The organism is Skermanella aerolata KACC 11604, from assembly GCF_000936425.1.
Classification (GTDB): Bacteria; Pseudomonadota; Alphaproteobacteria; order Azospirillales; family Azospirillaceae; genus Skermanella; species Skermanella aerolata.
On the sequence record NZ_AVFK01000025.1, the window covers coordinates 37,802 to 64,747 of the forward strand.

Annotated in this window: 27 protein-coding genes and 1 tRNA gene; 19 read left to right on the forward strand and 9 right to left on the reverse strand. The window is 64.9% G+C overall.

The window, feature by feature from the left end:
- The 3 genes from kdpB to kdpF are packed head-to-tail and all read right to left on the reverse strand — an operon-like array spanning position 1 to position 3,945.
- On the reverse strand, positions 1-2,124 hold the full coding sequence (gene kdpB, locus N826_RS25005; protein ID WP_147040416.1) for a potassium-transporting ATPase subunit KdpB: 2,124 nt from the start codon (positions 2,122-2,124) through the stop codon (positions 1-3).
- Complete coding sequence (kdpA, locus tag N826_RS25010) at positions 2,121-3,836, reverse strand: potassium-transporting ATPase subunit KdpA (RefSeq protein ID WP_044433187.1); 1,716 nt, start codon at positions 3,834-3,836, stop codon at positions 2,121-2,123. The genes kdpB and kdpA overlap by 4 nt, the downstream gene beginning before the upstream one ends.
- Before the next feature lie 19 nt (positions 3,837-3,855).
- Entirely contained in the window at positions 3,856-3,945 is a 90-nt protein-coding gene (kdpF, locus tag N826_RS41300; RefSeq protein WP_063772312.1) for a K(+)-transporting ATPase subunit F, read from the reverse strand.
- Between the two features lie 444 nt (positions 3,946-4,389).
- On the opposite strand from kdpF, the gene N826_RS25015 reads away from it, so the two are divergent.
- Positions 4,390-4,464 (forward strand) — tRNA-Thr (locus tag N826_RS25015).
- 737 nt (positions 4,465-5,201) lie between these two features.
- Here N826_RS25015 and N826_RS43325 read toward each other — a convergent pair.
- The 3 genes from N826_RS43325 to N826_RS25020 all read right to left on the reverse strand — a co-directional run bounded on the left by N826_RS43325 (position 5,202) and on the right by N826_RS25020 (position 6,609).
- Positions 5,202-5,645 (reverse strand): hypothetical protein, encoded by a 444-nt coding sequence (locus N826_RS43325; RefSeq protein ID WP_157599364.1) that lies wholly within the window; start codon positions 5,643-5,645, stop codon positions 5,202-5,204.
- Positions 5,646-5,652: 7 nt separating this feature from the next.
- Positions 5,653-6,093, reverse strand: a complete 441-nt coding sequence (locus N826_RS43330; protein WP_147040420.1) for a hypothetical protein — start codon at positions 6,091-6,093, stop codon at positions 5,653-5,655.
- 288 nt (positions 6,094-6,381) lie between these two features.
- The gene (locus tag N826_RS25020; RefSeq protein WP_044433189.1) at positions 6,382-6,609 is read right to left on the reverse strand and encodes a helix-turn-helix domain-containing protein; all 228 of its coding nucleotides are present in this window, start codon (positions 6,607-6,609) and stop codon (positions 6,382-6,384) included.
- 678 nt (positions 6,610-7,287) lie between these two features.
- Here N826_RS25020 and ihfB point away from each other — a divergent pair.
- The 8 genes from ihfB (at position 7,288) to N826_RS25060 (ending at position 12,065) form a co-directional block, all read left to right on the forward strand.
- Positions 7,288-7,569 carry an integration host factor subunit beta gene (gene ihfB, locus N826_RS25025; RefSeq protein ID WP_037458738.1) on the forward strand — a complete coding sequence of 94 codons (282 nt, stop codon included), beginning with the start codon at positions 7,288-7,290 and terminating at the stop codon, positions 7,567-7,569.
- An 82-nt stretch (positions 7,570-7,651) separates the two neighbouring features.
- Positions 7,652-8,062 (forward strand): lipopolysaccharide assembly protein LapA domain-containing protein, encoded by a 411-nt coding sequence (locus tag N826_RS25030; RefSeq protein ID WP_044433192.1) that lies wholly within the window; start codon positions 7,652-7,654, stop codon positions 8,060-8,062.
- The gene (gene lhpI / locus N826_RS25035; RefSeq protein ID WP_044433194.1) at positions 8,062-8,997 is read left to right on the forward strand and encodes a bifunctional Delta(1)-pyrroline-2-carboxylate/Delta(1)-piperideine-2-carboxylate reductase; all 936 of its coding nucleotides are present in this window, start codon (positions 8,062-8,064) and stop codon (positions 8,995-8,997) included. The genes N826_RS25030 and lhpI overlap by 1 nt, the downstream gene beginning before the upstream one ends.
- 13 nt (positions 8,998-9,010) lie before the next feature.
- Positions 9,011-10,144 carry an FAD-dependent oxidoreductase gene (locus N826_RS25040; RefSeq protein WP_211099381.1) on the forward strand — a complete coding sequence of 378 codons (1,134 nt, stop codon included), beginning with the start codon at positions 9,011-9,013 and terminating at the stop codon, positions 10,142-10,144.
- The gene (pyrF, locus tag N826_RS25045; protein ID WP_044433196.1) at positions 10,141-10,863 is read left to right on the forward strand and encodes an orotidine-5'-phosphate decarboxylase; all 723 of its coding nucleotides are present in this window, start codon (positions 10,141-10,143) and stop codon (positions 10,861-10,863) included. Before N826_RS25040 ends, pyrF begins: the two co-directional genes overlap by 4 nt.
- Entirely contained in the window at positions 10,860-11,501 is a 642-nt protein-coding gene (locus N826_RS25050) for a phosphoribosylanthranilate isomerase (RefSeq protein ID WP_044433198.1), read from the forward strand. The genes pyrF and N826_RS25050 overlap by 4 nt, the downstream gene beginning before the upstream one ends.
- 25 nt (positions 11,502-11,526) lie before the next feature.
- The gene (locus N826_RS25055; RefSeq protein WP_044433200.1) at positions 11,527-11,784 is read left to right on the forward strand and encodes a 2TM domain-containing protein; all 258 of its coding nucleotides are present in this window, start codon (positions 11,527-11,529) and stop codon (positions 11,782-11,784) included.
- On the forward strand, positions 11,781-12,065 hold the full coding sequence (locus tag N826_RS25060) for an acylphosphatase (protein WP_044433202.1): 285 nt from the start codon (positions 11,781-11,783) through the stop codon (positions 12,063-12,065). Before N826_RS25055 ends, N826_RS25060 begins: the two co-directional genes overlap by 4 nt.
- A 1-nt stretch (position 12,066) precedes the next feature.
- Here the strand turns inward: N826_RS25060 and ligA are convergent, their stop codons facing one another.
- Genes ligA through N826_RS25075 form a run of 3 tightly spaced genes read right to left on the reverse strand, consistent with a single transcriptional unit; the run spans position 12,067 to position 16,711 of the window.
- Positions 12,067-14,202 (reverse strand): NAD-dependent DNA ligase LigA, encoded by a 2,136-nt coding sequence (gene ligA / locus N826_RS25065; protein ID WP_044433203.1) that lies wholly within the window; start codon positions 14,200-14,202, stop codon positions 12,067-12,069.
- Entirely contained in the window at positions 14,202-15,869 is a 1,668-nt protein-coding gene (gene recN / locus N826_RS25070; protein WP_044433205.1) for a DNA repair protein RecN, read from the reverse strand. Before recN ends, ligA begins: the two co-directional genes overlap by 1 nt.
- A gap of 8 nt (positions 15,870-15,877) precedes the next feature.
- Positions 15,878-16,711 carry an outer membrane protein assembly factor BamD gene (locus N826_RS25075; RefSeq protein ID WP_044433313.1) on the reverse strand — a complete coding sequence of 278 codons (834 nt, stop codon included), beginning with the start codon at positions 16,709-16,711 and terminating at the stop codon, positions 15,878-15,880.
- Between the two features lie 428 nt (positions 16,712-17,139).
- Between N826_RS25075 and N826_RS25080 the strand changes: the two genes are divergently transcribed.
- The 10 genes from N826_RS25080 (at position 17,140) to N826_RS25120 (ending at position 26,942) form a co-directional block, all read left to right on the forward strand.
- A complete protein-coding gene (locus N826_RS25080; RefSeq protein WP_044433315.1) occupies positions 17,140-18,471 on the forward strand; it encodes a DUF3422 family protein in 1,332 nt (443 codons plus the stop codon).
- A gap of 505 nt (positions 18,472-18,976) precedes the next feature.
- Positions 18,977-19,843, forward strand: coding sequence for a cytochrome c oxidase subunit II (gene coxB, locus N826_RS25085; RefSeq protein ID WP_308518234.1), 867 nt, complete (start codon positions 18,977-18,979; stop codon positions 19,841-19,843).
- Between the two features lie 90 nt (positions 19,844-19,933).
- On the forward strand, positions 19,934-21,538 hold the full coding sequence (ctaD, locus tag N826_RS25090; protein WP_044433209.1) for a cytochrome c oxidase subunit I: 1,605 nt from the start codon (positions 19,934-19,936) through the stop codon (positions 21,536-21,538).
- Between the two features lie 36 nt (positions 21,539-21,574).
- Positions 21,575-22,504, forward strand: coding sequence for a heme o synthase (gene cyoE, locus N826_RS25095; RefSeq protein WP_044433210.1), 930 nt, complete (start codon positions 21,575-21,577; stop codon positions 22,502-22,504).
- A gap of 34 nt (positions 22,505-22,538) precedes the next feature.
- On the forward strand, positions 22,539-22,688 hold the full coding sequence (locus tag N826_RS43335; RefSeq protein ID WP_157599365.1) for a hypothetical protein: 150 nt from the start codon (positions 22,539-22,541) through the stop codon (positions 22,686-22,688).
- Positions 22,685-23,284: a cytochrome c oxidase assembly protein gene (locus N826_RS25100; protein WP_044433212.1), complete on the forward strand. Its 600-nt coding sequence runs from the start codon at positions 22,685-22,687 to the stop codon at positions 23,282-23,284. Before N826_RS43335 ends, N826_RS25100 begins: the two co-directional genes overlap by 4 nt.
- 64 nt (positions 23,285-23,348) lie before the next feature.
- A complete protein-coding gene (locus N826_RS25105) occupies positions 23,349-24,206 on the forward strand; it encodes a cytochrome c oxidase subunit 3 (protein ID WP_044433213.1) in 858 nt (285 codons plus the stop codon).
- A 100-nt stretch (positions 24,207-24,306) separates the two neighbouring features.
- A complete protein-coding gene (locus tag N826_RS25110) occupies positions 24,307-24,630 on the forward strand; it encodes a DUF983 domain-containing protein (protein ID WP_308518236.1) in 324 nt (107 codons plus the stop codon).
- A 3-nt stretch (positions 24,631-24,633) separates the two neighbouring features.
- Entirely contained in the window at positions 24,634-25,407 is a 774-nt protein-coding gene (locus N826_RS25115; protein WP_044433218.1) for an SURF1 family protein, read from the forward strand.
- A 41-nt stretch (positions 25,408-25,448) separates the two neighbouring features.
- Positions 25,449-26,942: a carboxypeptidase M32 gene (locus tag N826_RS25120; RefSeq protein WP_044433220.1), complete on the forward strand. Its 1,494-nt coding sequence runs from the start codon at positions 25,449-25,451 to the stop codon at positions 26,940-26,942.
- Positions 26,943-26,946: the final 4 nt, after the last annotated feature.

A 26,946-nucleotide genomic window follows, 5' to 3' on the forward strand; every position in this document is an offset into this window, starting at 1 on the left:
TCAGGCCAAACCGAAGGCGTTGACCGCCAGATCGATGATCTTGATGCCGATGAAGGGGACGATCAGGCCGCCCAGGCCGTAGACCAGCAGGTTGCGGCGGAGCAGGCTGGCCGCAGGTGCTGGCCGGTAGCGGACGCCCTTCAGCGCCAGCGGGATCAATGCCACGATGATCAGCGCGTTGAAGATGATCGCGGACAGGATGGCGCTGGACGAACTGCCAAGGCCCATCACGTTGAGCACGGCCAGCTGGGGATATGCGGCCACGAACAGCGCGGGGATGATCGCGAAGTACTTGGCGACATCGTTGGCGATGGAGAAGGTCGTCAGCGCCCCCCGGCTCATCAGCAGTTGCTTGCCGATCATGACGATCTCGATCAGCTTGGTCGGATCGCTTTCCAGATCGACCATGTTGCCGGCCTCGCGCGCCGCCTGGGTGCCGGTGTTCATCGCGACCCCGACATCGGCCTGGGCAAGAGCCGGCGCGTCGTTGGAGCCGTCGCCGCACATCGCGACCAGCTTGCCCTCGGCCTGTTCGCTCCGGATCAGCTCCAGCTTCCGCTCCGGCGTCGCCTCCGCCAGGAAGTCGTCGACGCCGGCTTCCGCCGCGATGGAAGCGGCGGTCAGCGGGTTGTCGCCCGTCACCATCACGGTGCGGATGCCCATCTCGCGTAGCGTCGCGAAGCGTTCGCGGATGGCCGGCTTGACGATGTCCTTCAGGTGGATGACGCCCAGCACGCGGCCGCCCTTGGCCACGACCAGCGGCGTGCCGCCGGCCCTGGCGACCCGCTCGACGATCTGCTTCAGGTCGCGCGGGCTGCCATCCGCGCCGACATGGCGGGTGATCGCATCGACGGCGCCTTTACGGATCGACGTGGGATCGTCCAGCGTCAAGGTCGAGCCGGCACCCGAACCGGAAGATGAGGCCGCACCCGCACCCGCAGCCGCCGGGATATCGACGCCGCTCATGCGGGTCTGGGCGGTGAACGGGACGAAGGTGAAGCCGGAGGTCGCCGGATCGACCGAATGGAGGCCGAACTTCTGCCGGGCTAGGACGACGATGGACTTGCCTTCCGGCGTGTCGTCGGCGAGGGAGGCAAGGAAGGCCGCCTCCGCCAGCTCGCGCTCGTTGACGGCCGCGACCGGCAGGAACTCCGCCGCCTGCCGGTTGCCCAGCGTGATCGTGCCCGTCTTGTCCAGCAGCAGGGTATCGATGTCGCCGGCGGCCTCGACCGCGCGCCCCGACTTGGCGATGACATTGAAGCGGACCAGCCGGTCCATGCCGGCGATGCCGATGGCCGACAGCAGGCCGCCTATGGTGGTCGGGATCAGGGTGATCAGCAGGGCAGCCAGATAGACCACCGGCAGGGTGACGCCGGAATACTGCGCGAAGGATTCCAGCGTCACGACGACGACCAGGAAGATGATGGTCAAGCCGGCCAGCAGGATGTTCAGCGCTATCTCGTTCGGCGTCTTCTGCCGCTTGGCGCCTTCGACCAGACCGATCATGCGGTCGAGGAAGCTTTCGCCCGGATTGACCGTGATCCGTACGACGATGCGGTCCGATACCACCCGCGTCCCGCCGGTCACCGCCGACCGGTCGCCGCCGCTCTCGCGGATGACGGGAGCGGACTCGCCGGTGATGGCGGACTCATCGACGGTGGCGATGCCGGCGACCACGTCGCCGTCGCCGGGGATCACCTCGCCCGCTTCGACCACGACGAGGTCGTTGGCGCGCAGGCTGGCCGCCGGGACCTGCTGCTCGCCGGCGCCGTCGATCGACGACACCTTGCGGGCGGGAGTCTCCGTCTTGGACTTGCGCAGGCTGGCGGCCTGCGCCTTGCCCCGGCCTTCGGCGATGGCTTCCGCGAAGTTGGCGAACAGCACGGTGAACCACAGCCAGGCCGCGATCTGGCCGACCACGGCGGGATCGCTGCCGGTGGACGGCACACCCGTGACAAGGTCGCGGACGAACAGGACGGTGGTCAGGACGGCAGCGGCGGCCGTCACGAAGATCACCGGGTTGCGGACCAGTTCGCGCGGATCGAGCTTGCGGAACGCGACTCCGACCGCCTGCGCCGCGATGCCGGCATCCAGCAGGGAGATTTCCGAACTGCGGTGTATCATGGGACAACTCCCGTCATCAGGTGCTCGGCGATCGGACCCAGGGAGAGCGCCGGGAAGAAGGTCAGGCCGCCGACGATCACGACGGTGCCGACCAGCAGCCCGACGAACAGCGGGCCATGGGTCGGGAAGGTGCCGGCGGATGCCGGGACGCTCTTCTTCGCCGCCAGGGCGCCGGCGATGGCGAGGACCGGCAGGATCACCAGGAACCGGCCGAGCAGGATCGCCAGGGCGATCGTCGTATTGGGGTAGGGCGCGTTGGCCGTATAGCCGCCGAACGCCGAGCCGTTGTTGCCGGTGGCCGAGCTGTAGGCGTAGAGCACTTCGGACAACCCGTGCGGTCCCGGCTCCTGGATGCCGGCCAGACCGGCGGGCACGACCAGCGCCAAGGCGGAGAAGACCAGGATGCCGAAGCAGGTCGTCAAGGCCGCGAACATCGCCAGCTTGATCTCCTTCGCCTCGATCTTCTTGCCCAGGTATTCGGGCGTTCGCCCGACCATCAGCCCGGCGATGAAGACGGCCAGCAGGACGTAGACCATCATGCCGTAGAGGCCGGCGCCGACGCCGCCGAAGACCACCTCGCCCAGCATCATGTTGACCATCGGCACCATGCCGCCCAGCGCCGAGAAGCTGTCGTGCATTGCATTGACCGAGCCGTTCGACGCGGCCGTGGTCGCGACCGCCCATAGAGCCGAGTTGGCGATGCCGAAGCGGACCTCCTTGCCTTCCATGTTGCCGCCCAGGCTGCCGCCCAAGCTGTCGGCCCCCACGGCGACCATGGCCGGGTTCGGCCGGCCCTCGGCCCAGGCGGTGACGCCGATGCCGACCACCAGCATCAAGCCCATTGCGGCGAACAGCGCCACACCCTGGCGCAGATCGCCGACCATCCGCCCGAACGTCCAGGTTAGGCCCGACGCGATCAGCAGCAGTTGCAGCATTTCCACCAGGTTGCTCAGCGGTGTCGGGTTCTCGTACGGATGGGCCGAGTTGATGCCGAAGAAGCCGCCGCCGTTGGACCCGATCTGCTTGATCGCGATCTGCGAAGCCGCAGGACCCTGGGCGATGACCTGCTGCGCGCCCTCGACCGTCTCGGCCGTTACATAGGCGTTGAGGTTCTGCGGCACGCCCTGCCAGACCAGGAACAGTGCCGTGACGATCGACAGCGGCAGCAGCACGTAGAGGGTGGCACGCACCATATCGACCCAGAAATTGCCGACCGTCCGGGCGCTGCGGCGGGAGAAGCCCCGGATCAGCGCCACCAGGACGGCCATGCCGGTCGCGGCGGACACGAAGTTCTGCACCGTCAGCCCGGCCATCTGGCTCAGATAGCTCAGCGCCGCTTCGCCGCTGTAGGACTGCCAGTTGGTGTTGGTGGTGAAACTGACGGCCGTGTTGAAGGCGAGATCCGGCGTCATGGCCGTCATCCCGGCGGGATTGAGCGGCAGGAAAGCCTGGAGCCGCAGGAGCGCGTAGAGCAGCAGCACGCCCAGCAGGTTGAACGCCAGGAGTGAGGCGGCATAGCCGGTCCAGTGCTGCTCGCGGGCGGGATCGACGCCGCAGACGCGGTAGATCCCGCGTTCCAGCGGACCGATCACGCGCGAGGCGACCGTTTTCCCGCCGCTGAAGACGCGCGCCATGTACTCGCCGATGATGGGCGTCAGCGCCGTGAGCAGGACGAGATAAAGGACGATCTGGATGAGACCGGAGGAATCCATGGGTGAGGGGTCCTTGCGGTCAGAAGCGCTCGGGCGCCAGCAGGGCAAACCCGAGATAGACGAGCAGCCCGGCCGCCACGACGGCGCCGAGGACGAAATCGAATGTCATGGTGGTTCTCTCAGGAACGGGGTGGACTATCGGTTCCGATCGGAACCGGCGGCGTCAAAGCCGCTCCAGCGCACCGGTCAGCCGGTCGCAGGCGGCAAAGAAAGCCAGAAGTGTCATCAGGAACAGGATGTCCATCATTGGGCCGAAACTCCGGAAAGTTCTGATGACGGCAAGTTAATCCCGGCCCACATAAAATCTCGATGCGGATCTTCGCCGGTTTTATAAGCGCGAACTAAACGGATATAAGGGAAATATAAAGACCGGAGTGCCATAATGCTGCACCGCTGCCGCCACGGCACTTCCCCGAAGACGCTTCCGCCCCAGCGGTGGAACCCGCGCCGCCGGCCCCGGCTGGCAACGAAATGCCGGTACCCGTAATCGCCGGCCGGAAAGCACTTGATCGCGCCGACGGAACCGGCTATGAGGCGAGCCTGAATGACAGGCGCCGGTTTAGCTCAGTGGTAGAGCACCCGCTTCGTAAGCGGTAGGTCGTCAGTTCAAATCTGACAACCGGCACCATTCTCCCCCCAAGCGACTGACACAAGCACCTGCCTTCTCACCGCCAAAGCGTCGAGATCGGCACGGCGAGCAGCCGTTCGCCAAACGGTACGGCCTTGTCGTCCGCGCCGGTTCTCGATGACGATGTCCACCTCATTCCGGTCCTTGTCGCGGAAATGCGGGAACTCGACCGTTTGAAAGTCAATGCCCGACCAATTGAAAGTCAGGAGGCGACCGATTGAAAGCGCCGTGCGCACCGGCCTCCACCGATCAGTCTTCGACGCCCTGACATCCCAGCCAAACCCTCGACAACCGTAGAAGCGGCTTCCAGCCGCTTGCCGCTGCCAAACGACGGCTCCGGCTGGGCTGCGCAGACCCTGCACACCCTCCATGCCCCGATCAACAGGTCAGATCAGCCTCTTCCGGCGAGCAAAGCCCCTGCGGATCGCAGACTGACCGATCTTCCTCATCACCACGAAGCACCCCAGCTAATACCAACGGCACGCAATCCTTTCGACCAGCGCTTACACCATTATACACGAGCACGCTCGCGTAGGTCGGGCCTCTTCAGCCCGACATTTAACGCTCCAGACCGGCCAAGCTTCGATGCCACTGGTACAAGTCAGGTCGCCGTCCGCGCATTCCTTTGATCGGACCCGCACCGCCTGTGAATGGCGGGCCTGTCGCATGCGCCTTGTTCAAGGTGATTGTAACGGGAGGCCGCTCCCTGTTGGGACTTCACGTCACCAGAAGTTTCATTACTCTGCGCCATTCCTGAATTTACAGGTTGGGCTCGGTGGGAAAAGGGCATTGTCATAAATTGGATCTGCGTACATAATATTATTCTTTTTTCTCAATCTTAGAGTCATCTTATAATTATTTCCAGTCAATCCGCCTTTGAAGTTTATGATTACATCTATCGAATCCCCATTTGCCTTATCAGCGTTGATGCTATCTATCTTTGTGTCAACGTACTCTCCAGTTTCATGAAAGCATTTTAGAGCGCGGGGCAAAAAAGTTCCCAATGCCTCTAAGATCTTGTCGGAGTCTTCTTTGCTTGGCGTCATTTTTGCTGATGAAGCCGGTGCGCAGTTCATGATAAGGAGCGTCATCGCTAGAACGATTTTCGAATTGAAGCCAAGTTTCATTTTTTGATCTATCCAGAAAAATTGTTGTTCCAAGTCTTGAGCAGACCAATCCATTCACAAATTAGTAAAAACTACCGTAGAAAGACGATACGGCTTTTTTGTTCTCGCACTGAGTGGCATTTACCACCAGAAAGTTTAGCTTGTACTTGCTCGTTAAACTCTCTCCGTCACCCTTGATAAAATCGCTTTTTTCTAATTGCAAAGAATATTTCGGAGGTAAAGATCCGTGAGAAGCTGTGAAGCAACTTTTGCACATTCCAACGACCGACGTATAAGCGGCTGCCTCATCCCAATGTCGGCTAAGCTCGTTCTTTGTATCGACATGAGCGAGGGCGAAATACAGTTCCTTCAACTCGCAATTCGATTTATTTGTTATTTCGAGATAATTACCCTGATATGACACTTCGAGTCCTAAATCTTCGTTTGCATAAGATTTTGCTGCGATGCCAGTCGTAAAGATCAAAGCTATGAACAGAATACCAATGCATGCAATAGTTTTCATGTTAACCTCCGTATTGAACTTAATCTATCTGATATTCGCTAAATGTAAAATAAATATTTATAGCCGGATTGACTTGTCAGTTCGCCGCAAGGGAACCTCCTATTTAACCGGCATCCGCATCGCCCAATTTCGGCCATTGCGGAAAGCCTCACATGTCGCGAACCGGTTTGCATCTCTCCCCTCCAGGCCGCCGCCATGCTCCAGCGCTAGGCGGCGACGATGGAGACAAAGCCTCGGTTCTCGGCAAACCGGCCGGTTGCTTGCCTGATCGGTTAAGGTGATCCCGCCCTATCTCTTCACGAGAGCCGCCTTGACGGCATCGGGAGCATGAGCAACCACCTTCAGGTAGAGCCGGGCAACCTGATCCGGCTCCAGTCGGCCTTGCTCCCAATCCTGTGGAGTTTTCAGGTTCAGACCAAACCGCTTCGCGATCCCGGCTTGGCACAACCGGAAGGTTCTGCGGTTCGGATCGTCCGGATCTGAAGCGGCGTTCGCTTCGACCTCTTCATCGCTCATGGCGCGAAGGCGCTGCCGATCCTTTTTGCCGACCAGTTTGGGATCACGAACCGGCCGATAGTGTGGGGGCGAACGCCGGCCGTGCCACCTTTTCGTTTATCCGATCCATCCGTTTTCCTGTCCCGTTCAGCCACAGCACCTCCGCAATCAACCTGCGCCTTTACCTTTACTCCCGTAACTCCTCTGCCACTGGAAAACCTAGGAATTTTATGCTATGATCTTGTGGTGCTCCTGACCCACACGTCAGGTGACCTCGGCAATACAGCGCGGATGTGGAGGAGCCAACGCGATGGATGTCTCTATGCCGCAACGCTCGGACCGATCCACCCTCCAGTCCGCCGGGAACGTGCTTGCAGGCGGCGGCGCAAGACAGATCCAAACGCCCGATGATGACAAATGATGACATTCAAGGCCGGAAAGGGGGTGTCATCACCGGGCTGTCCAGGGCTATCGGCCTATACCCCCAGCCATAGGTTTCAATCCGCCCGCCGATCCCGTCCCCATGCCCGCACCCGCCGCCTCACCCAACCAGCTCAGGGCAAAGTTGCGGGCAAAACTGTTATTTCAGAGCAACTTACCTTGACGGTGGCGCTGCCCGCATGGCACCGTGGCGGTCGCGCGCGGCAATGCGGCTCCGCGTCAAGGGGTGACCCGCGCAACCGGGGGGAGACAGGGCCTATGACCAAGTCTGAATTGATCCTGCGTCTTTCGGAACAGAACCCGCACCTCTATCAGCGGGACATCGAGAAGATCGTCACCACCATCTTCGATGAGATATCCGAGGCGCTGGCGCGCGGCGACCGGGTCGAGCTGCGCGGTTTCGGGGCCTTCTCCGTCAAGAAGCGCGACGCCCGCGTCGGTCGCAATCCACGTACCGGGGCCAGCGTCCACGTGACGCAAAAGTTTATCCCCTTCTTCAAGACGGGCAAGCAGTTGCGCGAACGTCTGAACACGGAGTAAGGGTTCATAACCGGCCACGGCAGTCTGGCAAGACGGCTTGCCAAGGCCAGCCCCATCGCGAACCAAGAGCCCGAGGAAGCCCGTGCGTTACCTGTCCTGGATCATCACCATTCCGATCGCCCTGGTCATCGTGTCCTTCGCGGTGTCCAACCGGGATCCCATCGATCTCGCCCTGTGGCCGCTGCCGTTCGAGATCACGGTGCCGCTCTATGTCGCCGTGCTGACGACGCTGGTCGTGGGCTTCCTGGCCGGCGGCCTCGTCGCCTGGGGCGCCGACCGCCGCTACCGCGTCGCCGCCCGCGTCCGAGGCCGCAAGGCGGCGCAGCTCGAACGCGATCTGGCGCGCGAACGCGAACAGCGCACCGTCGCCGAGAAGCGCGTGGCCGAAGCGGCGCAGACGCTTGCCGCCGCCAACAGCCTGCCGGCCCTGTCGAACGACGCCGCCCGCAGCACGTCGGCCCTGCCGCGGATCGAAGCGGCCAAAGCATACTGATGCGGACGATCAGCGCCGCTGAGGTCGAGGCAGCGCTGGAGTTCGCGCCGCTGATCGAACGGCTGCGGAAGATGTTCCGCTCCGGCTGCGACGTGCCGGTGCGGCATCACCACACGATCCCGACGTTCGACCAGCACGCGGCGACGCTGCTGGTGATGCCGGCGTGGCAGGTCGGGCGCTATATCGGGATCAAGCTGGTGACCGTGTTCCCCGACAACGGAACGCGCAGCCTGCCCTCGATCATGGGCGCCTATCTGCTGCTGAGCGGCAAGACCGGCGCGCCGCTAGCATTGATCGACGGCCCGGCGCTGACCGTGAAGCGTACGGCGGCGGCCTCCGCCCTCGCGGCATCCTATCTGGCGCGGAACGACGCCAGCCGGCTGCTGATGGTCGGGACGGGCGCGCTCGCCCCTCACCTGATCCTGGCGCACGCCACCGTCCGCCCGATCCGGGAAGTTCTGATCTGGGGCCGCGACGCCGCCAAGGCCGACCGGCTGGCGCGCGTGCTGAACCGGCGCGGGCTCAAGGTCGCCTCCACCGCCGACCTGGAAGGGGCGGTGCGCGGCGCCGATATCGTGTCCTGCGCCACCCTGTCGCGCGAGCCTCTGATCCGGGGCGAGTGGCTGGCCGAGGGCGTCCATGTCGATCTCGTCGGCGGCTTCACCCCGGAAATGCGGGAAGCCGACGACGACGCCATCACCCGCGCCCGCATCTTCGTGGACACCCGCGACGGCGCCTTGAGCGAGGCCGGCGACCTGACCCAGCCGCTGGCGGCCGGGCTGATCACGGCGGAGGATGTCGCCGGCGACCTGTTCGACCTGACGCGCGGCGACCGGGCGGGCAGGAGGTTCTACAACCAGATCACCCTGTTCAAGTCGGTCGGGACGGCCCTGGAAGACCTCGCCGCCGCTCAATACGCCGTCGAAGTCACCTGAGGATACCTGCGCCATGGGCATGAACGTCGCCGTCGTCGGAGCCGGCATCATGGGCCTGTCCACCGCCTGGGCGCTGGCCCGCCGGGGACACCGGGTGACCGTCTACGACCAGTACGCGGTCCCCAACCCGCTCGGCTCCTCGGTCGATCAGCACCGGCTGATCCGCCATGCCTATGGAGCGGAAGCGGGCTATACCCGCATGGTCGATCAGGCCTATGCCGCCTGGGACCGGCTGTGGGCCGACTTGGGGGCGACGCTCTATGTCCAGACCGGCACGCTCTGCATCGCCTCCACCGACGATACCGCGTGGCTGCACGACAGCGCCCGCACCCTGGCCGATCTCGGGCGCGGCGTCCGCTGGCTGAATGCTTCGGAACTCGGCCGCGAGTTCCCCCTGATCGCAACGGACGGCATCCGCGAGGCCTTCCACCTGGAAAGCGGTGGCGTGCTGCTGGCCGGCCGGATCGTCGAGCTGCTGGCCCATCACCTGCCCGGACGGAAAGTCGCGATCCACCCGCATATGCGGGTCGAAGCCGTCGATCCAGAATCCGGAACGCTCCGTCTGGCCGACCGCAGCACCGTCCAGGCCGACGCCGTCGTGGTCGCGGCGGGGCCTTGGGTGAGCCGGCTGCTGCCCGATGCCGCCGCCCGCGTCACGCCGTCGCGGCAGGTCATCACCTATCTGGCCATCCCGGACGATCGCCGCGCCGGCTGGGAACGGCACCCGATGGTGCTCGACATCGATCCGGACTGCGGCTTCTACCTCGTCCCGCCCGTCGCCGGGACCGGCATGAAGATCGGCGACCACCGCTTCACCCTGACCGGCGATCCCGACCGCGACCGCGACGCCGGACTGGAGGAGGCGGAACGGATCTGGTCGTTCGGCCGTGCCCGGCTGGCCGATCCGGACCGTTATTCGATAGCCAGCGCCGCCACCTGCTTCTATACCTGCGAGGCGGAGGAGCGGTTCATCGTCGAACCCGTCGGCAGCCGGGGCTGGGTGATGACCGGGTTCTCCGGCCACGGCTTCAAGTTCGGCCCGGTGCTGGGCGAAGCGCTCGCTTCGGCCCTGGAAAATCCGGCGGAAGCTCCGACATTGACTTCATGGGCGGCCGGGCAGGGCACGTCGGTATTGGAAAAGACATGACCATATCATCCCAGGCATTATCCCCGGCGTCCCGCATCTTCGTTTCGATCGACACGCCGGAAATCGCCTACGCGCGCGGGCTGGCCGAAAGTCTCGCGGATACCGTCGGCGGCATCAAGCTGGGGCTGGAATTCTTCGTGGGGCAGGGACCCGCCGGAATAAGGTCTGTCGTGTCCGGTATCGGGCTGCCGCTGTTCATCGACCTCAAGCTGCACGACATCCCCAATACGGTCGCGGCGGCTGTTCGGGCGATGCTGCCGCTCCAGCCGACCTTCCTGACCATCCACACCTCCGGCGGTCCGGCCATGATGCGGGCCGCCGCCGAGGCGGCCCTGATGACCGACCTCCAGCGCCCCCGGCTGCTCGGCGTCACCGTCCTGACCAGCCTGGACGACGACGATCTCGTCTCGGTCGGCCAGAGCGTCCCGGTGCTCGATCAGGCGCGGCGGCTGGCTTCGCTGGCGCAGTCCTCCGGCCTCGACGGCGTGATCTGTTCGCCGGCGGAAGTGGCGGCGCTGCGGGCCGACTGCGGTCCCGACTTCGTCCTGATGGTGCCCGGCATCCGTCCCGCCGGGTCAGCCGTCGGCGACCAGAAGCGCGTCATGACCCCGCGCGACGCGGTGGAGCAGGGCGCCGACTATCTCGTCATCGGCCGCCCGATCACCCAGGCGTCCGACCCGGCCTCGGCGGCGCGGAGCATCGTGAAAGAACTGGCATGAGCGTTCAGGTCAAGATCTGCGGCATCAACCATCCCGACGCGGCCGCCGCCGCCCTTGCGGGCGGAGCGCGCTTCGTCGGTCTCGTCTTCTTCGAGCGCTCCCCCCGCCACGTCGCCCCGCCGCTGGCGGCCGAACTGGCGCGGATGATCCCGACCGGCGTGCGCACGGTTGGTCTGTTCGTCGATCCGGATAACGAATACCTGGAGCATGTCGTCAGCCAAGTCCCGCTCGACCTGATCCAACTCCACGGCGACGAGTCCCCGGCCCGCGTCGCGGAGATCAAGGCGGCGTTCTCGATGCCGGTGATGAAGGCGATCAAGGTGTCCTCGGTCGAGGATCTGGCGGCCGCCGAGGCCTATGCTCAGGTCGCCGACAGGTTGCTATTCGACGCAAAACCTCCCGCTAAAGTTACAGCGCTTCCCGGCGGCAACGGCATTCCGTTCGACTGGACGATCCTAACCGGCCGCACCTGGGCGAAGCCTTGGATGCTGTCCGGCGGCCTCACCGTCGCCAACGTCGCCGAAGCGATCTCGATCAGCGGAGCCGCCTCGATCGACGTAAGCTCCGGGGTCGAAGACCGCCCCGGCCACAAGGACCCGGACCTGATCCGCGACTTCTTGCGCGCGGCAAGTCATTGATTAGCAATCTAACGAATACACCGTCATGACCGAACTACCGCCCGAAGATACCAGCCGCGCCGCCCGCAACCGTCTTCGCGGTTTCCTGAACCACCTGATCATCTACTTCTCGGCGATGATCGTGCTGGCTCCGGTCAATTTCTTCCTGACGCCCGACCGGTTGTGGTTCGTCTTCCCCCTGGTGGCCTGGGGAGCACCCCTCGCCATCCACGCCGCCTTCGCCATGGGCCTGTTCGAAGGCTGGCGCCGTCCGTCTTCCGGTAAGCATGGAGGCAATCCATGAACGACACCAAAGCCGTCAATGCCTTGATTTCCGGCAAGGTCCAGGGGGTCTGGTACCGCGCCTGGACCGTGGACGAGGCGCGAAAGCGCGGGCTGGCCGGGTGGGTCCGCAACCGGAAGGACGGTACGGTGGAAGCTGTTTTCGCCGGTCCGGCCGAGCAGGTGGACGACATGGTTCAGGCCTGCCACCAGGGACCACCTCTCGCCAAGGTCGCCGGCGTGGCCGTCACGCCGGCATCGTCTCCCCATGGCGAGAGCTTCGAGCAGCGCTCAACTTATTGAGCTATTGGGCCGAAACCAGCTCCAGCCATTCCTGCTCGGTCAACGTTGTGACGCCCAGCGCCTGAGCCTTGGCCGCTTTGCTGCCGGCATCCGCCCCGATGACGACATAGTCGGTCTTGGCGGAAACGGACCCCGCCACCTTCGCCCCCAGCGCCTCGGCCCTGGCCTTCGCTTCGCTGCGGGTCACCGTCTCCAGCGTGCCGGTGAACACCACGGTCTTGCCGGCGATGGCGGAGGTCTGCACCTTCGGCGGCACGAACTCCTGAACCGAAACGCCGGCGGCCAGCAGGTCTTCCAGCACTTCCAGATTGTGCGGCTCGGCGAAGAAGCCGAGCAGGTCGTCGGCCACCGACGGTCCGATCTGCTCGATCCCGATCAACTCGCCATAGGCTTCCGATCCATGGACCTGTGCGGCCGCCATCGATTCGCGCAGGTTCTCGAAAGTCCTGTAGCAGCGCGCCAGCAGCCGCGCCGTCGTATGCCCGACCTGGGGAATGCCCAGTCCGAAGATGAAGCGGTCCAGCCCGATGTTGCGCCGGGCGTCGATGCTGTCGAACAGCTTCTCCGCCGACTTGGCGCCCCAGCCATGCCGGTTCTTCAGCTTGGTGAGGTTTGCCGCGTCCTTCTCGCGCAGTCGGAAGATATCGCCGGGACGGCGGACCATGCCCTCGTCCCAGAACTCGCGGATGATCTTCTCGCCCAGACCCTCGATGTCGAAGGCATCGCGGCTGACGAAGTGTCGCAGCCGCTCGACCGCCTGGGCGTCGCAGATCAACCCGCCGGTGCAGCGCCGGATCACCTCGCCCTCGGGCCGCACCGCCGCACTGCCGCACACTGGGCAATGATCAGGGAAGACGTAAGGCTCGGATTCGGCGGAGCGCTTGTCCATCACGGCCTGGACGATCTGCGGGATCACGTCGCCGGCTCGCTGGACCACGACCAGATCGCCGACCCGCACGTCCTTGCGGACGATTTCGTCCTCGTTGTGCAGGGTGGCGCGGCTGACCACGACGCCGCCGACCGTCACCGGCTCAAGCTCCGCGACCGGAGTCATCGCTCCGGTCCGTCCGACCTGGATCGTGATCGCCTTCAGCCGCGTCTGCGCCTGCTCCGCCGGGAATTTGTGGGCAATGGCCCAGCGCGGAGCACGGCTGACGAAGCCTAGCCGCTCCTGCCAGTCCAGCCGGTTGACCTTGTAGACGACGCCGTCGATGTCGAACGGCAGGCCGGAGCGGCGCTCCTGCACCTGATCGTAGTAGCGCAGCAGCGCCTCGGTGCCGTCGCACAGCTCCGACGGCTTGTTCGGCTGGAAACCCCATTCCTTCAGCCGCTTCCGGACCTCCCACTGGGTCTTGCCCAGGGGTTCCGATACTTCGCCCCAGGAATAGCCGAAGAAGCCCAGCGGACGCCCGGCGGTGACCTTCGGGTCGAGCTGCCGCAGGCTGCCCGCCGCAGCATTGCGTGGGTTGGCGAAGATCGGTTGGCCCTTCTCGACCCTGCGCTCGTTCAGCTTCATGAACTCGACACGGTCCATATAGACCTCGCCCCGTACTTCCAGCACGTCCGGGACGGCGCCGGCCAGTTCCTTCGGAACGTCGCCGATCGTCTGCACATTGGCGGTGACGTCCTCGCCCTCCTGGCCGTCGCCGCGCGTGGCGGCCATCACCAGCTTGCCGTGCTCGTAACGGAGCGAGCAGGATAGCCCGTCGATCTTGGGTTCGGCGACGAACTCTACCGCCTCGTCTTCTTTGATGTTGAGGAAACGGCGGATGCGCTGCACGAACTCCTCGACGTCCTCGCCGGCGAAGGCATTGCCCAGCGAGAGCATGGGCACGGCGTGCCGGACCTTTGAGAACCCGGCTGCCGGAGCCGCGCCGACCTTCTGCGACGGGCTATCGCCCCGCTTCAGCTCGGGAAAGCGCAGTTCGATCGCATCGTTCCGCCGCCTCAGCGCGTCGTAGTCGGCGTCCGGGATCTCCGGCGTGTCCTGCTGGTGGTAGAGCGCGTCATGGTGCGCGATCTCCGCTGCCAGCGCCGCCAGTTCCTCACCGGCCTGCTCGGCGGACAGGTCCTCCACCGAGAGTTCCCTCAGCGACTGCCGCGCTCCCGCCGCTTCCTGGCGTGCCGCAGCCGTCATCAGGCGCGCCCCGCGATCAGGCTGTCGGCGGCAGCGCGCGCTTCCTCGGTGACCTTGGCGCCGGAGAGCATGCGCGCGATCTCTTCCCGCCGCTGTCTGTCGCTCAATTCCACCACTTCGGTCGTCACCCGTTCCTCCGTCGCCTGTTTCTGGACCTTCAGGTGGTGCGCACCGCGCGCCGCCACCTGCGGGCTGTGTGTTACCACCAGAACCTGCCGGTCGCGACCCAGTTTCGACAAACGCTCACCGACGGCGGCGGCGACCGCCCCGCCGATGCCGGTATCGACCTCGTCGAACACCAGCGTCGGAACGGTTCCGACGGCGGCCAGCACCACCTTCAGCGCCAGCATGAAGCGCGCCAGCTCGCCTCCCGACGCTATCTTGTTGATCTGCCCCGGCGGTGAACCCGGATTGGTCGCGACCAGGAAGGCGACGCGGTCGATACCCTCCGCTCCCCAGGCCGATTCCTCCAGCGGCTCCACCGTCGTCGTGAAGCGCGCCCGGTCCAGCTTGAGCGGCGGCAGTTCCTTCGACACGGCGGTGTCGAGCTTGGCCGCCGCTTCCCGGCGCCAGCCGCTCAGCCGCTTCGCCGCGTCCAGATAGGCTTCGCGCGCGATCTCCGCCTCGCGGGCAAGCCGCTCCAGCGCATCGCCCTGGTCCTCGATCAGGTTGAGCCGGCGGGACATGTCCTCCCGCAGAAGCGCCAGCTTATCGACCTCGATGTTGTGCTTGCGGGCGGCGGCGCGCAGCGCGAACAGCCGTTCCTCCAACTTCTCCAGCCCGCGTGGGTCGAGATCCTCGTCGCTGGAAAGCGCCTGGAGGGTCGCGACGGCATCGGCGACCTCGGCCAGCGCCCGGTCGAGCGCGCCGATAACCGGCTCCAGCCGTCCGCCGGCCTTGTCGACGATCCGCATCAGAGACCGCTGGGCCGCGTTCATCCCGCGCTCGGCGCCGCGCTCGCCGGCAAGTTCGGCGAAGGCGCCGTTCATCGCCTCCACCACCTTCTCCCGGTGCATCATGACCGAGCGGGTTTCGGCTAGCTCTTCTTCTTCCCCGACGCGCGGGTCCAACTGGTCCAGTTCGGCGACGGAGTGGCGAAGATACTCCTCCTCCGCCCGTGCCCGGCCGATCTCAGCAGCGGCTTCTTTGCGGGCCACCTCGACCTGCCGCCATGCGCGGTAAGCCGCTCCGACCTGGGCAAGCGAGGTTTGCAGCCCGGCATAGGCGTCGAGGACAGAACGATGGGTCTGCGGGTTCAGCAACCCATGGGTGTCGAATTGGCCGTGGACCTCGACCAGGGTTTCCCCCAGCCGGCGCAGCAGCGTGACGCCGACAGCCTGATCGTTGACATAGGCGCGGCTGCGGCCGTCGGCCGTGACGACCCGGCGCAGGACCAGCGTATCCTCGACATCGAGGCCCTGCTCGCGGACCAGCGCTAGTGCTGGATGGTCGTCGGGCAGGTCGAACTCGGCGGTGACGGAGGCCTGGTCGCTGCCGTGGCGGACCAAAGTGCTGTCGCCGCGTCCGCCCAGGGCCAAGCCCAGAGCGTCGAGCAGGATGGACTTGCCGGCGCCGGTCTCACCGGTCAGCACGCACAGCCCTGCATTAAGCGACAGCGCCAGACGTTCGATCAGGACGACGTCCCGGATCGTCAGCGCCGCCAGCATGGGCCGCCTTAGAACACCGAGGCCCAAGCCCGGCTGATCCATGATTTGCTGCTGCTCTCCGGCCGCACATTCGCGTCCACCAGCAGGGCGTAGCTGTCTACGTACCATTCGCTGCCCGGAAAGTTATGCCCCAGCACGGCCGCCGCAGCCTGCGCCTCGTCCACCACGCCGAGGGCGAGATAGGCTTCGGTCAGGCGGTGCAAGGCTTCCGGCACGTGACTGGTGGTCTGATATTTCTCGATAACCGTACGGAAACGGCCGATCGCCGCATTCTGGTAGCCCTGGCGCAGGTAGTAGCGCCCGATTTCCATTTCCTTGCCTGCCAAGTGGTCATTGGTCAGGTCGATTTTAAGCGCCGCATCGCGGGCGTATGGCGATTCCGGGAACCGCCGGGTCAGCTCGCCCAGTGCGTCCAGCGCCTGCTGCGTCACTCGCTGGTCACGCCCCACATCGGTGATCTGCTCGTAGTAGCAGAGGCCCTTCATGTAATAAGCGTAGGCGATGTCCTCGCTGCCCGGATGGAGCTGGATGAAGCGGTCGAGCGCGATGATGGCGTCGTCGTACTGCAACGCCTGATAATGCGCGAAGGCGGACATCAACTGAGCCCGCGTCGCCCATTGGGAATAGGGATGCTGGCGCTCGACTTCGTCGAACAGCCGCGCCGCCTCCTTGAAGCGCTCCTGGTCCATGGCGGCGGCGGCCTCGGAATAGATCGTCTCGACAGGGCGCTCCACATAGGGAGTCTCCTCGGTCGAGGCGCAGGCCGACAGGGCGGCGGCCATGGCCAGTGCTAGGCAAGGCCCCGCGATCAGGCGGATCAGGGAAGGAGACAAACGGGTCATCATCGACATTCACACGAGATACGGATTTGGCGCCTGTATAGCACGCCATAACGCCGACGCGACACCGTTTGGAGAAGCCTCCGCCCGGCCGGCCGGGGAGCGGGTTTTCCGCGCCGTGCCGGTGAATATCGACAAAAGGGAAAATTGAGGTAAATGGCCCTGGGACATTGTTGGGAGCGTCATGGAAGGTCACCGATCTGGCACGTTGAAGCTTCGTGTCGCCGCTCCGGATCACCAGTGGCCGAGACCGCTGGCTTGAGCGGAACATTACCGGAACGACCCGGCATATTCAACCGTATATGATTGTTAAGCGGTCAGCCGAACGGGCTATGAGGCAGATCCAGTTGTCGCGAGCCTTCCGCCGGCAAACCGGATAATCTGCCGCACCCCTTGCCCGGTCGCCGGAACCGTCGCCGATGGATGATGACATGGATTCAGTGACAGTTGCCGCGAACGCCAAGCTTGCCGCCTTCCGGCCGCTGAAGGACCATGCGCTGCGGGAAGCGCTGGCGAACGAGATGCATGCCCGCCCGGCCGAGGGCCTGCGGTCGCCGCTGCGGGTGACCCATCTCGCCATGCTGTCCGGGGAGGGCAACTCGGAGATCGACCGCGCCCACTTTGCCCGGTTGTGCGAAAGAGCAGGAGCGCCGCCGCCGCCGCCCGGCGCCACCCATCACAGCGCCGACCTCGGCACCTTCCGGATCAAATGGGAGAGGCATACCGAGTTCAGCAGCTATACCGTGTTCCGTTCCGGCGGCGCCGGCGACAGCTTCGCCGATACGGCACTGGCGGCACTGCCGCCGGACTGGCTCGCCGGCATGGCGGGGGAGATGCTGGCGGGGGTCCATCTGGCGCTGGTGAAGGGAGATTCACCTGTCGCGACACCGGAGGGCTTGCAGGGAGTGTTCGGCTCCGATGGATTCATCGGGTCGCGCATGGCCGGCGGCGGGGCAACCGGCTGGACTGATTTCCGGATACATGCCGACGGCTTCGGCCGCTTCGTGGTCGCCGACCATGGCATGAAGCCGCGCCAGACCGGCCGGCTGGTCCAGCGCCTCGTCGAGATCGACACCTATCGCATGATGGCGCTGCTGGCCCTGCCGCTGGCGCGCGGCGTCCTGCCCCGGGTGCGTGCTATCGAGTCGGAACTGGCGCGGTTGACCGAACAGGCGACCCGCATCGCCCGGATGGAGGACGAGCAGGCGCTTCTTCAGCAACTCTCGAAACTGGCGGCCGAGTCGGAGCAGACCTCCGCCGAGACGACGTACCGGTTCACCGCCGCCCGCGCGTACAGCGACCTTGTGGCGCGCCGCATCGCCGAGCTGCGGGAGGACCGCATCGAGGGCATGCAGACCATCGCGGAGTTCATGGCCCGGCGGCTGGCTCCGGCGGTCAGCACCTGCGAGGCGGTGGCCAAGCGCCAGGAGTCGCTGTCCGCCCGCGTCGCCCGCGCCAGCAACCTGCTGCGCACGCGTGTCGATCTGGCGCTGGAGGAACAGAATCGCGACCTGCTGAAAAGCATGGACCGGCGCGCCAGCCTGCAACTGAGGTTGCAGGAAACCGTCGAGGGGCTGTCGGTGGTCGCCATCAGCTACTACCTGGTCGGCATCGTCTCCTATGTGGCGAAGGCTTTGAAGGGCGCCGGGCTTCCGATAGAGCCCGATCTGGCGGTCGGGCTAGCCGTGCCGGTCGTCCTCTTCCTGGTCTGGTCCGGCGTGAAGCGCATACGTCGGGTCGTGACCGGCGGTGAGCACGAGTGAGTGCGGTCGCAAGCCAGAGAGGTTTTCCGCCGGTCCCCGTCCGGATGCCTGCTTCTGAGTCGGAAGGGCTATGGCGGCTGAGGGCTTGTCTGCTCGGAACAATTCGCCGGAAAGTCGATTTGCTCATGTATCGTGATATCGGCGGAACGCCTGGAACCCTGCGAAAATCGAGCTAAATCAGACTATTCTGTTCGCTGCGTCAAGTTGACGCCGGGGCTCCTGACCGCGTATGTAGAATCCAATAGTCTTTGAGCAGGATCAATTCCGATAAGCCTGCGACACTATGTACCGGTTCAACCGGGAGCGCCGGTTGATTGGGTCATGAACAAACAGGTATGTTCACCGCAATGGCGATCTCCGGTGCCGTGGGCCTTGGAGGCTCCCGGCCATTAGAACAACCACCCCGCGCCAAAGCGGGGGAAAGCGTTCGTCACGACACGCGGAGCGGCGGCTCCGCCGCAAGGAAGAGTGGTTAGGGATGAAAGTGCACAGGATCAGCGCCGTCTTGACGGCCCTATTGTTTTCCATATTCGGCAGCGCCGGTGCCGCCCTGGCCCAGGGTAACGACGTCGGAGTCGCGCACCCCTGGCAGCTCGGCCTCCAGGAGTCGGCTTCTCCGGTGAAAGAGCAGCTGACCGATTTCCACAACCTTCTGCTGGTGGTCATCACCGCCATCACCCTGCTGGTGCTGGCGCTGCTGGTCTACGTGATGGTTCGCTTCAACGCGAAGAAGAACCCGACCCCGACCCGGACTTCCCATAATACCATCCTCGAGGTGGCTTGGACGGTCCTGCCGGTGGTCATCCTGGTGGTAATCGCGGTGCCGTCGTTCAAGGTCCTGTACTTCATGGACAAGACCGAGAATGCCGACATGACCCTGAAGGTGATCGGACACCAGTGGTACTGGGAATACCAGTACCCGGATCATGAAGACCTGACCTTCAGCAGCTACATGATCCCGGACGAGGACATCCAGCCCGGCCAGCACCGCCTGCTGGAAACGGACAACCGGATCGTCCTGCCGGTCGACAGCAACATCCGGATCATCATCACGGCCGGCGATGTGCTCCATAGCTGGGCGATGCCGGCGCTGGGCGTCAAGAAGGACGCCATTCCGGGCCGCCTGAACGAGACCTGGGCGCGGATCGACCGCGAGGGCGTCTACTATGGCCAGTGCTCGGAGATCTGCGGCACCAACCATGGGTACATGCCGATCACGATCGAAGCGGTTTCCAAGGAACGGTTCGCTCAGTGGCTTGTCGAAGCCAAGGAAGAGTTCGCGTCGAACTCTGATCGCAAGGCGCCTGCCGTACAGGTTGCACAGAGCGTCGGCGATCAGGTTCCGGCGGCAGCGACTCCGTCGGCGAAGTAATGAAAAGGGGCGCTCGGCTGCGCGGCACCGGACGAGGGGTGCGGCGTATCGCCGGGGCCAATGACAACCCGAGGGTAAGGGACTGACACCATGGGTCACGGAGCGACCGGGGCATCCGCCCACGACGACCACGGCCACGATCACAAGCCGGGATTCGTGGCGCGGTGGTTCTTCTCCACCAACCATAAAGATATCGGCACTCTCTACATCATCTTCTCGATCATCGCCGGCCTGATCGGCGGCCTGTTCTCCGTCATCATGAGAATGGAGCTTCAGAGCCCCGGCACCCAACTCGTCACCGACGGTCAGCTCTGGAACGTCATCATCTCGGCCCACGGCCTGATCATGGTGTTCTTCGTGGTCATGCCGGCGCTGATCGGCGGCTTCGGCAACTGGTTCGTGCCGCTGATGATCGGCGCGCCCGACATGGCGTTTCCGCGACTGAACAACATCAGCTTCTGGCTGCTGGTGCCGGCCTTCTTCCTGCTGCTGAGCTCCGCCTTCGTCGGGACCGGCGCCGGCACGGGCTGGACCATTTATCCGCCGCTGAGTTCGGCGGTCGGACATCCGGGGCCGTCGGTCGATCTGGCGATCTTCGCGCTGCACCTTGCAGGTGCGTCGTCGATCCTGGGCGCGATCAACTTCATCACGACCATCTTCAACATGCGCGCGCCGGGTATGACCCTGCACAAGATGCCGCTGTTCGGTTGGTCGATGCTGGTCACCGCGTTCCTGCTGCTGCTGGCCGTGCCCGTCCTGGGCGGCGCCATCACCATGCTGCTGACCGACCGCAACTTCGGCACCACCTTCTTCGACCCGGCCGGCGGCGGTGACCCGGTGCTGTTCCAGCACCTGTTCTGGTTCTTCGGCCACCCCGAAGTCTACATCATGATCCTGCCGGGCTTCGGCATCATCAGCCACGTGATCTCGACCTTCTCCAAGAAGCCGATCTTCGGCTATCTCGGCATGGCCTACGCCATGGTCGCGATCGGCGTGGTCGGCTTCGTCGTGTGGGCGCACCACATGTTCACGGTCGGCCTGGACGTCGATACCCGCGCCTACTTCACGGCAGCGACGATGATCATCGCGGTCCCGACCGGCATCAAGATCTTCTCGTGGATCGCCACCATGTGGGGCGGCTCCATTGAGATGAAGACGCCGATGCTGTTCGCGGTCGGCTTCATCTTCCTGTTCACCGTTGGCGGCGTGACGGGCGTGGTGCTGGCGAACGGCGGCATGGATATCGTGCTGCACGACACCTACTACGTCGTCGCCCACTTCCACTACGTGCTGTCGCTGGGCGCGCTGTTCTCGATCTTCGCCGGTTTCTACTACTGGATCGGCAAGATGTCGGGCCGGCAGTATCCGGAGTTCTGGGGCAAGGTCCACTTCTGGATGACGTTCGCGGGCGTGAACCTCACGTTCTTCCCGCAGCACTTCCTGGGTCTGGCCGGCATGCCGCGCCGTATCCCGGACTATCCGGACGCCTATGCCGGCTGGAACATGGTGTCGTCGCTGGGTGCGTACCTGTCGTTCGCGGCGGCCGTGCTGTTCGTCGGTATCGCGATCTACACGATCACCCGCGGCCAGCGCGTCGGCGCCAGCTACTGGGGCGATGCGGCGACCACGCTGGAATGGACGGTCAGCTCGCCGCCTCCGTTCCACCAGTTCACCGAACTGCCGCGCGTGAAGTAAGTAAGTTAAAAGAAGACCGGGGAAGAAGTACGAGACATGACGGACATCACCATGCGGCCCGACGCCGAGGCGTCGGTCGGCGGCGTCGCTACAGGCAGCGTCCGCGACTATTTCGAACTACTGAAGCCCCGTGTCATGTCGCTGGTGGTGTTCAGCGGCTTTGCCGGGATGATCGTGGCTCCCGGCCACCTCCATCCCGTCTTGGCCCTGACCGCCATCCTCTGCATCGCGGTGGCCGCCGGGGCGTCCGGCGCCATCAACATGTGGTACGAGCGGGATATCGACGCCGTCATGCACCGGACGTCGAACCGTCCGCTGCCGGAAGGCCGGGTCGATCCGGACGAGGCGCTGTCGTTCGGCGTCGTCCTGACCATTGGCTCCATCGCCCTGATGGGGCTGGCGGTCAACTGGGTGGCGGCCGGGCTGCTGGCACTGGCCTCATTCGTCTATGTCTTCGTCTACACGATCTGGCTGAAGCGCCGCACGCCGCAGAATATCGTGATCGGCGGCGCTTCCGGCGCCTTTCCGCCGATGATCGGCTGGGCGGCGGTGACTGGCGACGTCAGCGTCGCATCGGTCCTGCTGTTCCTGCTGATCTTCATGTGGACGCCGCCGCATTTCTGGGCGCTGGCCCTGTTCCGGAACGGCGACTATACCCGCGCCGGCGTTCCCATGCTTCCGGTCGTGGCCGGCGAGCGCGAGACCAAGAAGCAGATGCTGATCTACACGCTGCTGCTTCTGCCGATCGCGGTGTCGCCGTACTTCGTCGGCATTGCCGGACTGCCGTATCTGGCAGGCTCCACCGTGCTGGGTGTTCTGTTCGTCGTGTTCGCGGTGCAGGTCTGCCGCGACAAGACGGACCGTTCGGCCAAGCAGATGTTCGGCTTCTCGATCCTCTACCTGTTCCTGCTGCTTTCCCTGCTGATCGGGGAACAGCTTTACGGACCGCTGATCCGGTTCGGCTGATCCGCCCGACCAAAGAAGTGCAAGGACTACCACCATGAACGCCGACCGTATTCAGATCACCCGGCTGACCGATGAGCAGAAGCGCAAGCGGCGCGGCAAGAACATCGCCGTGATGGTGGCGCTGCTGGCGCTGGTGGCGCTGCTCTACGTCATCACCCTGGTCCGGATCGGGGGGAACGCATGAGCGAAAACCGCGACCCGCGGGACATGCGCCGGCGCAACCTGACCGTGATGGTCAGCCTGGTCGGCTTGGTGTTCGGCATGATTGGGCTGTCGTTTGCGTCGGTGCCGCTCTACAACCTGTTCTGCAAGGTTACCGGTTTCGGCGGGACGACGCAGGTGGCGGAAGGTCCGGCGGGCGAGATCCTGGACCGCACGGTCAAGGTGCGGTTCAACGCCGACGTCAACGGGGCGCTGCCCTGGGGCTTCAGGCCGGACACCCACGAGATGGAAGTCCGGATCGGCGAGTCCGCCATAACCAGCTACCGCGCCACCAACCATTCCGACCAGCCGATCGTCGGCATGGCGACGTACAACGTGACGCCCGACAAGGCCGGGATCTACTTCAACAAGATCCAGTGCTTCTGCTTCGACGAGCAGCGGCTGGAACCGGGGCAGACGGTGGACATGCCCGTCTATTTCTTCGTCGATCCGGCAATGGCCGACGATCCCAAGCTGGACGACGTCTCGACCATCACCCTGTCCTACACCTTCTTCCGGGCACATGACGATCCGGGGCTGGTGTCCAAGGCGGGGCCTAATCCCAATGCAGTCAACTGACTGAAACGTCCAACTGACTCAAACGTCATCCAACGATAAGAGCAAAGAACGAGGGTTACACAGCATGGCCGAGTTGAACGCGCACAATCCCGGCGTCTACCCCGGAGGCGTTTCGGCCGCCGACGGCCATGGCGCCGAGGGCGGTCACACGCACCAATACCATCTGGTCAATCCCAGCCCGTGGCCGCTGCTGGGCGCATTCTCCGCCGGCCTGATGGCGGTCGGCGGCGTCATGTACATGCATGGCAGCGGCTGGCTCCTGGCGGCCCTGGGCTTCCTGTGCGTCCTGACCGTGATGGCCGGGTGGTGGCGCGACGTGGTCCGCGAGTCGGTCCACGAGAAGGCCCATACTCCCATCGTCAAGCTGGGCCTGCGCTACGGCATGTCGCTGTTCATCGCCTCTGAGGTGATGTTCTTCGCGGCGTTCTTCTGGGCCTTCTTCGACGCCAGCCTGTATCCGAAGGAAGCGATCGGGGGCGTCTGGCCGCCGGAGAACATCGAGACGTTCAACGCCTTCCACCTGCCGCTGATGATGACCCTGATCCTGCTGCTGTCGGGCACCACGGTCACCTGGGCGCACCATGCGATCGTCGAGGGCGACCGGAAGACGGCGAGCGTGGCCTTGGGCCTGACGGTGATCCTGGGCATCCTGTTCAGCTGCTTCCAGGTCTACGAATACAGCCACGCCCATTTCGGCTTCTCGGATGGGATCTATCCGTCGACCTTCTTCATGGCGACCGGCTTCCACGGATTCCACGTCCTGATCGGGACGATCTTCCTGGCGGTCTGTTGGTTCCGGGTAAGGTCGGGCCACTTCACCCCGAAGAGCCATTTCGGGTTCGAAGCAGCCGCCTGGTACTGGCACTTCGTCGACGTGGTCTGGCTGTTCCTGTTCGTTTCGATCTACTGGTGGGGAGCCTGACGCCCTGACATCGAACCCTTACCCCAAGTTCTCCCCGGTCGCGGCGGCGCTGAAATGCCGCTGTCCGCGATGCGGGAAGGGCCGGCTCTACAAAGGGTTCCTGACCGTCGCCGACCGGTGCGAGTGCTGCGGCCTCGCACTGGCGCGGGGCGACAGCGGCGACGGTCCCGCCGTTTTCATGACCTTCATCCTGGGCTTCACGGTTGTCCCGGTGGCCCTATGGGTCGCGATGTCGGTCGATTGGCCGCTCTGGCTTCACGCCGTCGTCTGGACCGTCGTCATCCTGGGCTTGTCGCTGGGCATGCTGCGGCCGGCCAAGGCCTACCTGATGGCCTTGCAGTTCCGCCACCGGTCCAGCGAATACGATCTGCCCGACCTGCCGGGCGATTTCCCCCGTAAAACTCCCCCGAACCCGCGGGACTGACCCATGCCTGCGCTGGTTGAGAAAGAACAAGACGGACGCCGCTTCCGTCCCGGTCTGGCCGCAACCCTCTTTACCCTTGCCGCCGTCGCCATCATGCTGGGTCTCGGCACCTGGCAGGTCGAGCGGCTGGCCTGGAAGAGCGCGCTGATCGAGCGGATCGAGAGCGGCCTGCGCGCCGCCCCAGCGCCCCTTCCGACCGAAATCGAGAACCCCGCCGACTGGGACTTCCGTCGCGTCGCCGTCACCGGCCGGTTCCTCCACGACTTTGAGCTGAACCTTGCCGCCCGCAGCATGAACGGCCAGATCGGCTACCAGATCGTGACGCCGCTGAAGCGCGACGACGGGTCGCTGGTGCTGGTCAACCGGGGTTGGGTGCCGCTAGACAGGCGCGCTCCCGAGTCCCGGACCGAGGGGCTGCCGGAGGGCACCGTCACCGTCGAGGGCGTCGCCCGTGTCCCGGCACCCCAGGGCTGGATGCAACCCGACAACGATCCAGCGGCCAACATGTGGTTCTGGTACGACGTGCCCCGGATGGCCGCCCAGGTCGGGCAGGCGGGAGCGGACCCCGGAGCCGGCGTCGGCGAGCCGCTTCCTGTCATCGTCGAGGCGGGAGACGCCCCGAACCCCGGCGGGTTCCCGATCGGCGGCCGGACCAACGTGAACATCTCCAACAACCACCTGCAATACGCCTTCACGTGGTACAGCTTGGCGGTTACGCTTATCGTGATCTACTTCGTGTTCCACTGGCGGCGCGGCTCCGAGGATAGGGAGCCCTGACCGCCGGAACACCCCCAACGAACGACTTCAGGGAGGCTCGGATGTCCGCCTATCAGACGCTGGAACGGCGCTTCGCCCGGCTCGCCGCGATCAACGACGCGCTCGGCATCCTGCACTGGGATACCGAGACGCTGATGCCTCCCGGCGCCGCCGACGGCAGGGCGGAGCAGCTTGCGACCCTGAAGGTCCTGAGCCACGAGTTGCTGACCGACGACGACAACGCCGACCTGCTGGCCGACGCCGAGCACGAGCGCGAGCTTTCCAACTGGCAGGAAGCCAACCTGCACGAGATGCGCCGCGCCTATCTCCATGCGACGGCGGTGCCGGGCGATCTGGTCGAGGCAAGCTCCCGCGCGATTTCCCGCTGCGAGATGGTCTGGCGCGAAGCCCGCCCAGCCGGCGACTTCGCGATGCTGCTGCCCAGCCTGTCGGAAGTGCTGAACCTCCAGCGCCAGATCGCTGCCGCAAAGGCCGAGGCGCTGGGCTGTTCCCTGTACGAGGCGCTGCTGGACAGCTACGAGCCGGGCGGCAACACCGACCATATCGACAAGGTGTTCGGCGACCTCCGGGCCTTCCTGCCGGGCTTCATCGGCGAGGTGCTGGAGCGCCAGAAGAGCCGACCGGACATCCTGCCCCTCCAGGGGCCGTTCCCCATCGAAACCCAGCGGGCGCTGGGCGTCCGGATGATGCAGGCCGCCGGCTTCGACTTCAACAAGGGCCGGCTGGACATCAGCCTCCACCCGTTCTGCGGCGGCGCCACCCATGACGTGCGGCTGACCACCCGCTACGACGAGGACGACTTCACCAAGGCGCTGATGGGTGTGATGCATGAGACGGGGCATGCCCTGTACGAGCAGAACCGCCCGGCGGATTGGCTGGGCCAGCCGGTCAGCGAGGCACGCGGCATGAGCCTGCACGAGAGCCAGTCTCTCATCATAGAGATGCAGGCCTGCCGCAGCCGCGCATTCCTGGAGTTCGCCGCTCCGGTGATGCGCGACAGCTTCGGCGGGACGGGACCGGCCTGGGACGCGGCCAACCTTCACCGGCTGTACACCAAGGTCGAACCGGGCTTCATCCGGGTCGATGCCGACGAGGTGACCTACCCCGCCCATATCCTGATCCGCTACGACCTGGAAAAGGCGCTGATCGCTGGCGACATGATCCTGGCCGACCTGCCCGGCGCCTGGAACGAGGGAATGCGCGACCTGCTTGGGCTGAAGGTCACGACCGACCGGCTGGGCTGCCTTCAGGACATCCACTGGCCGGGCGGCGCCTGGGGCTATTTCCCGACATATACGCTGGGAGCCATCACGGCGGCCCAACTGTTCGACGCCGCGACCCGAGCCGACGACAACGTGCTGCCGGGGCTGGCGCGCGGCGACTTCTCCCCCCTGGTCAACTGGCTGCGGACCAACATCCATTCCCAGGGCAGCCTGCTGCCAGCCGACCAACTGCTGACCAAGGCGACCGGGCGTCCGCTGGACGCCAGCGTCTATGAACGTCACCTGCGGCGGCGGTACCTGGAGGAAGCCTGAGGGC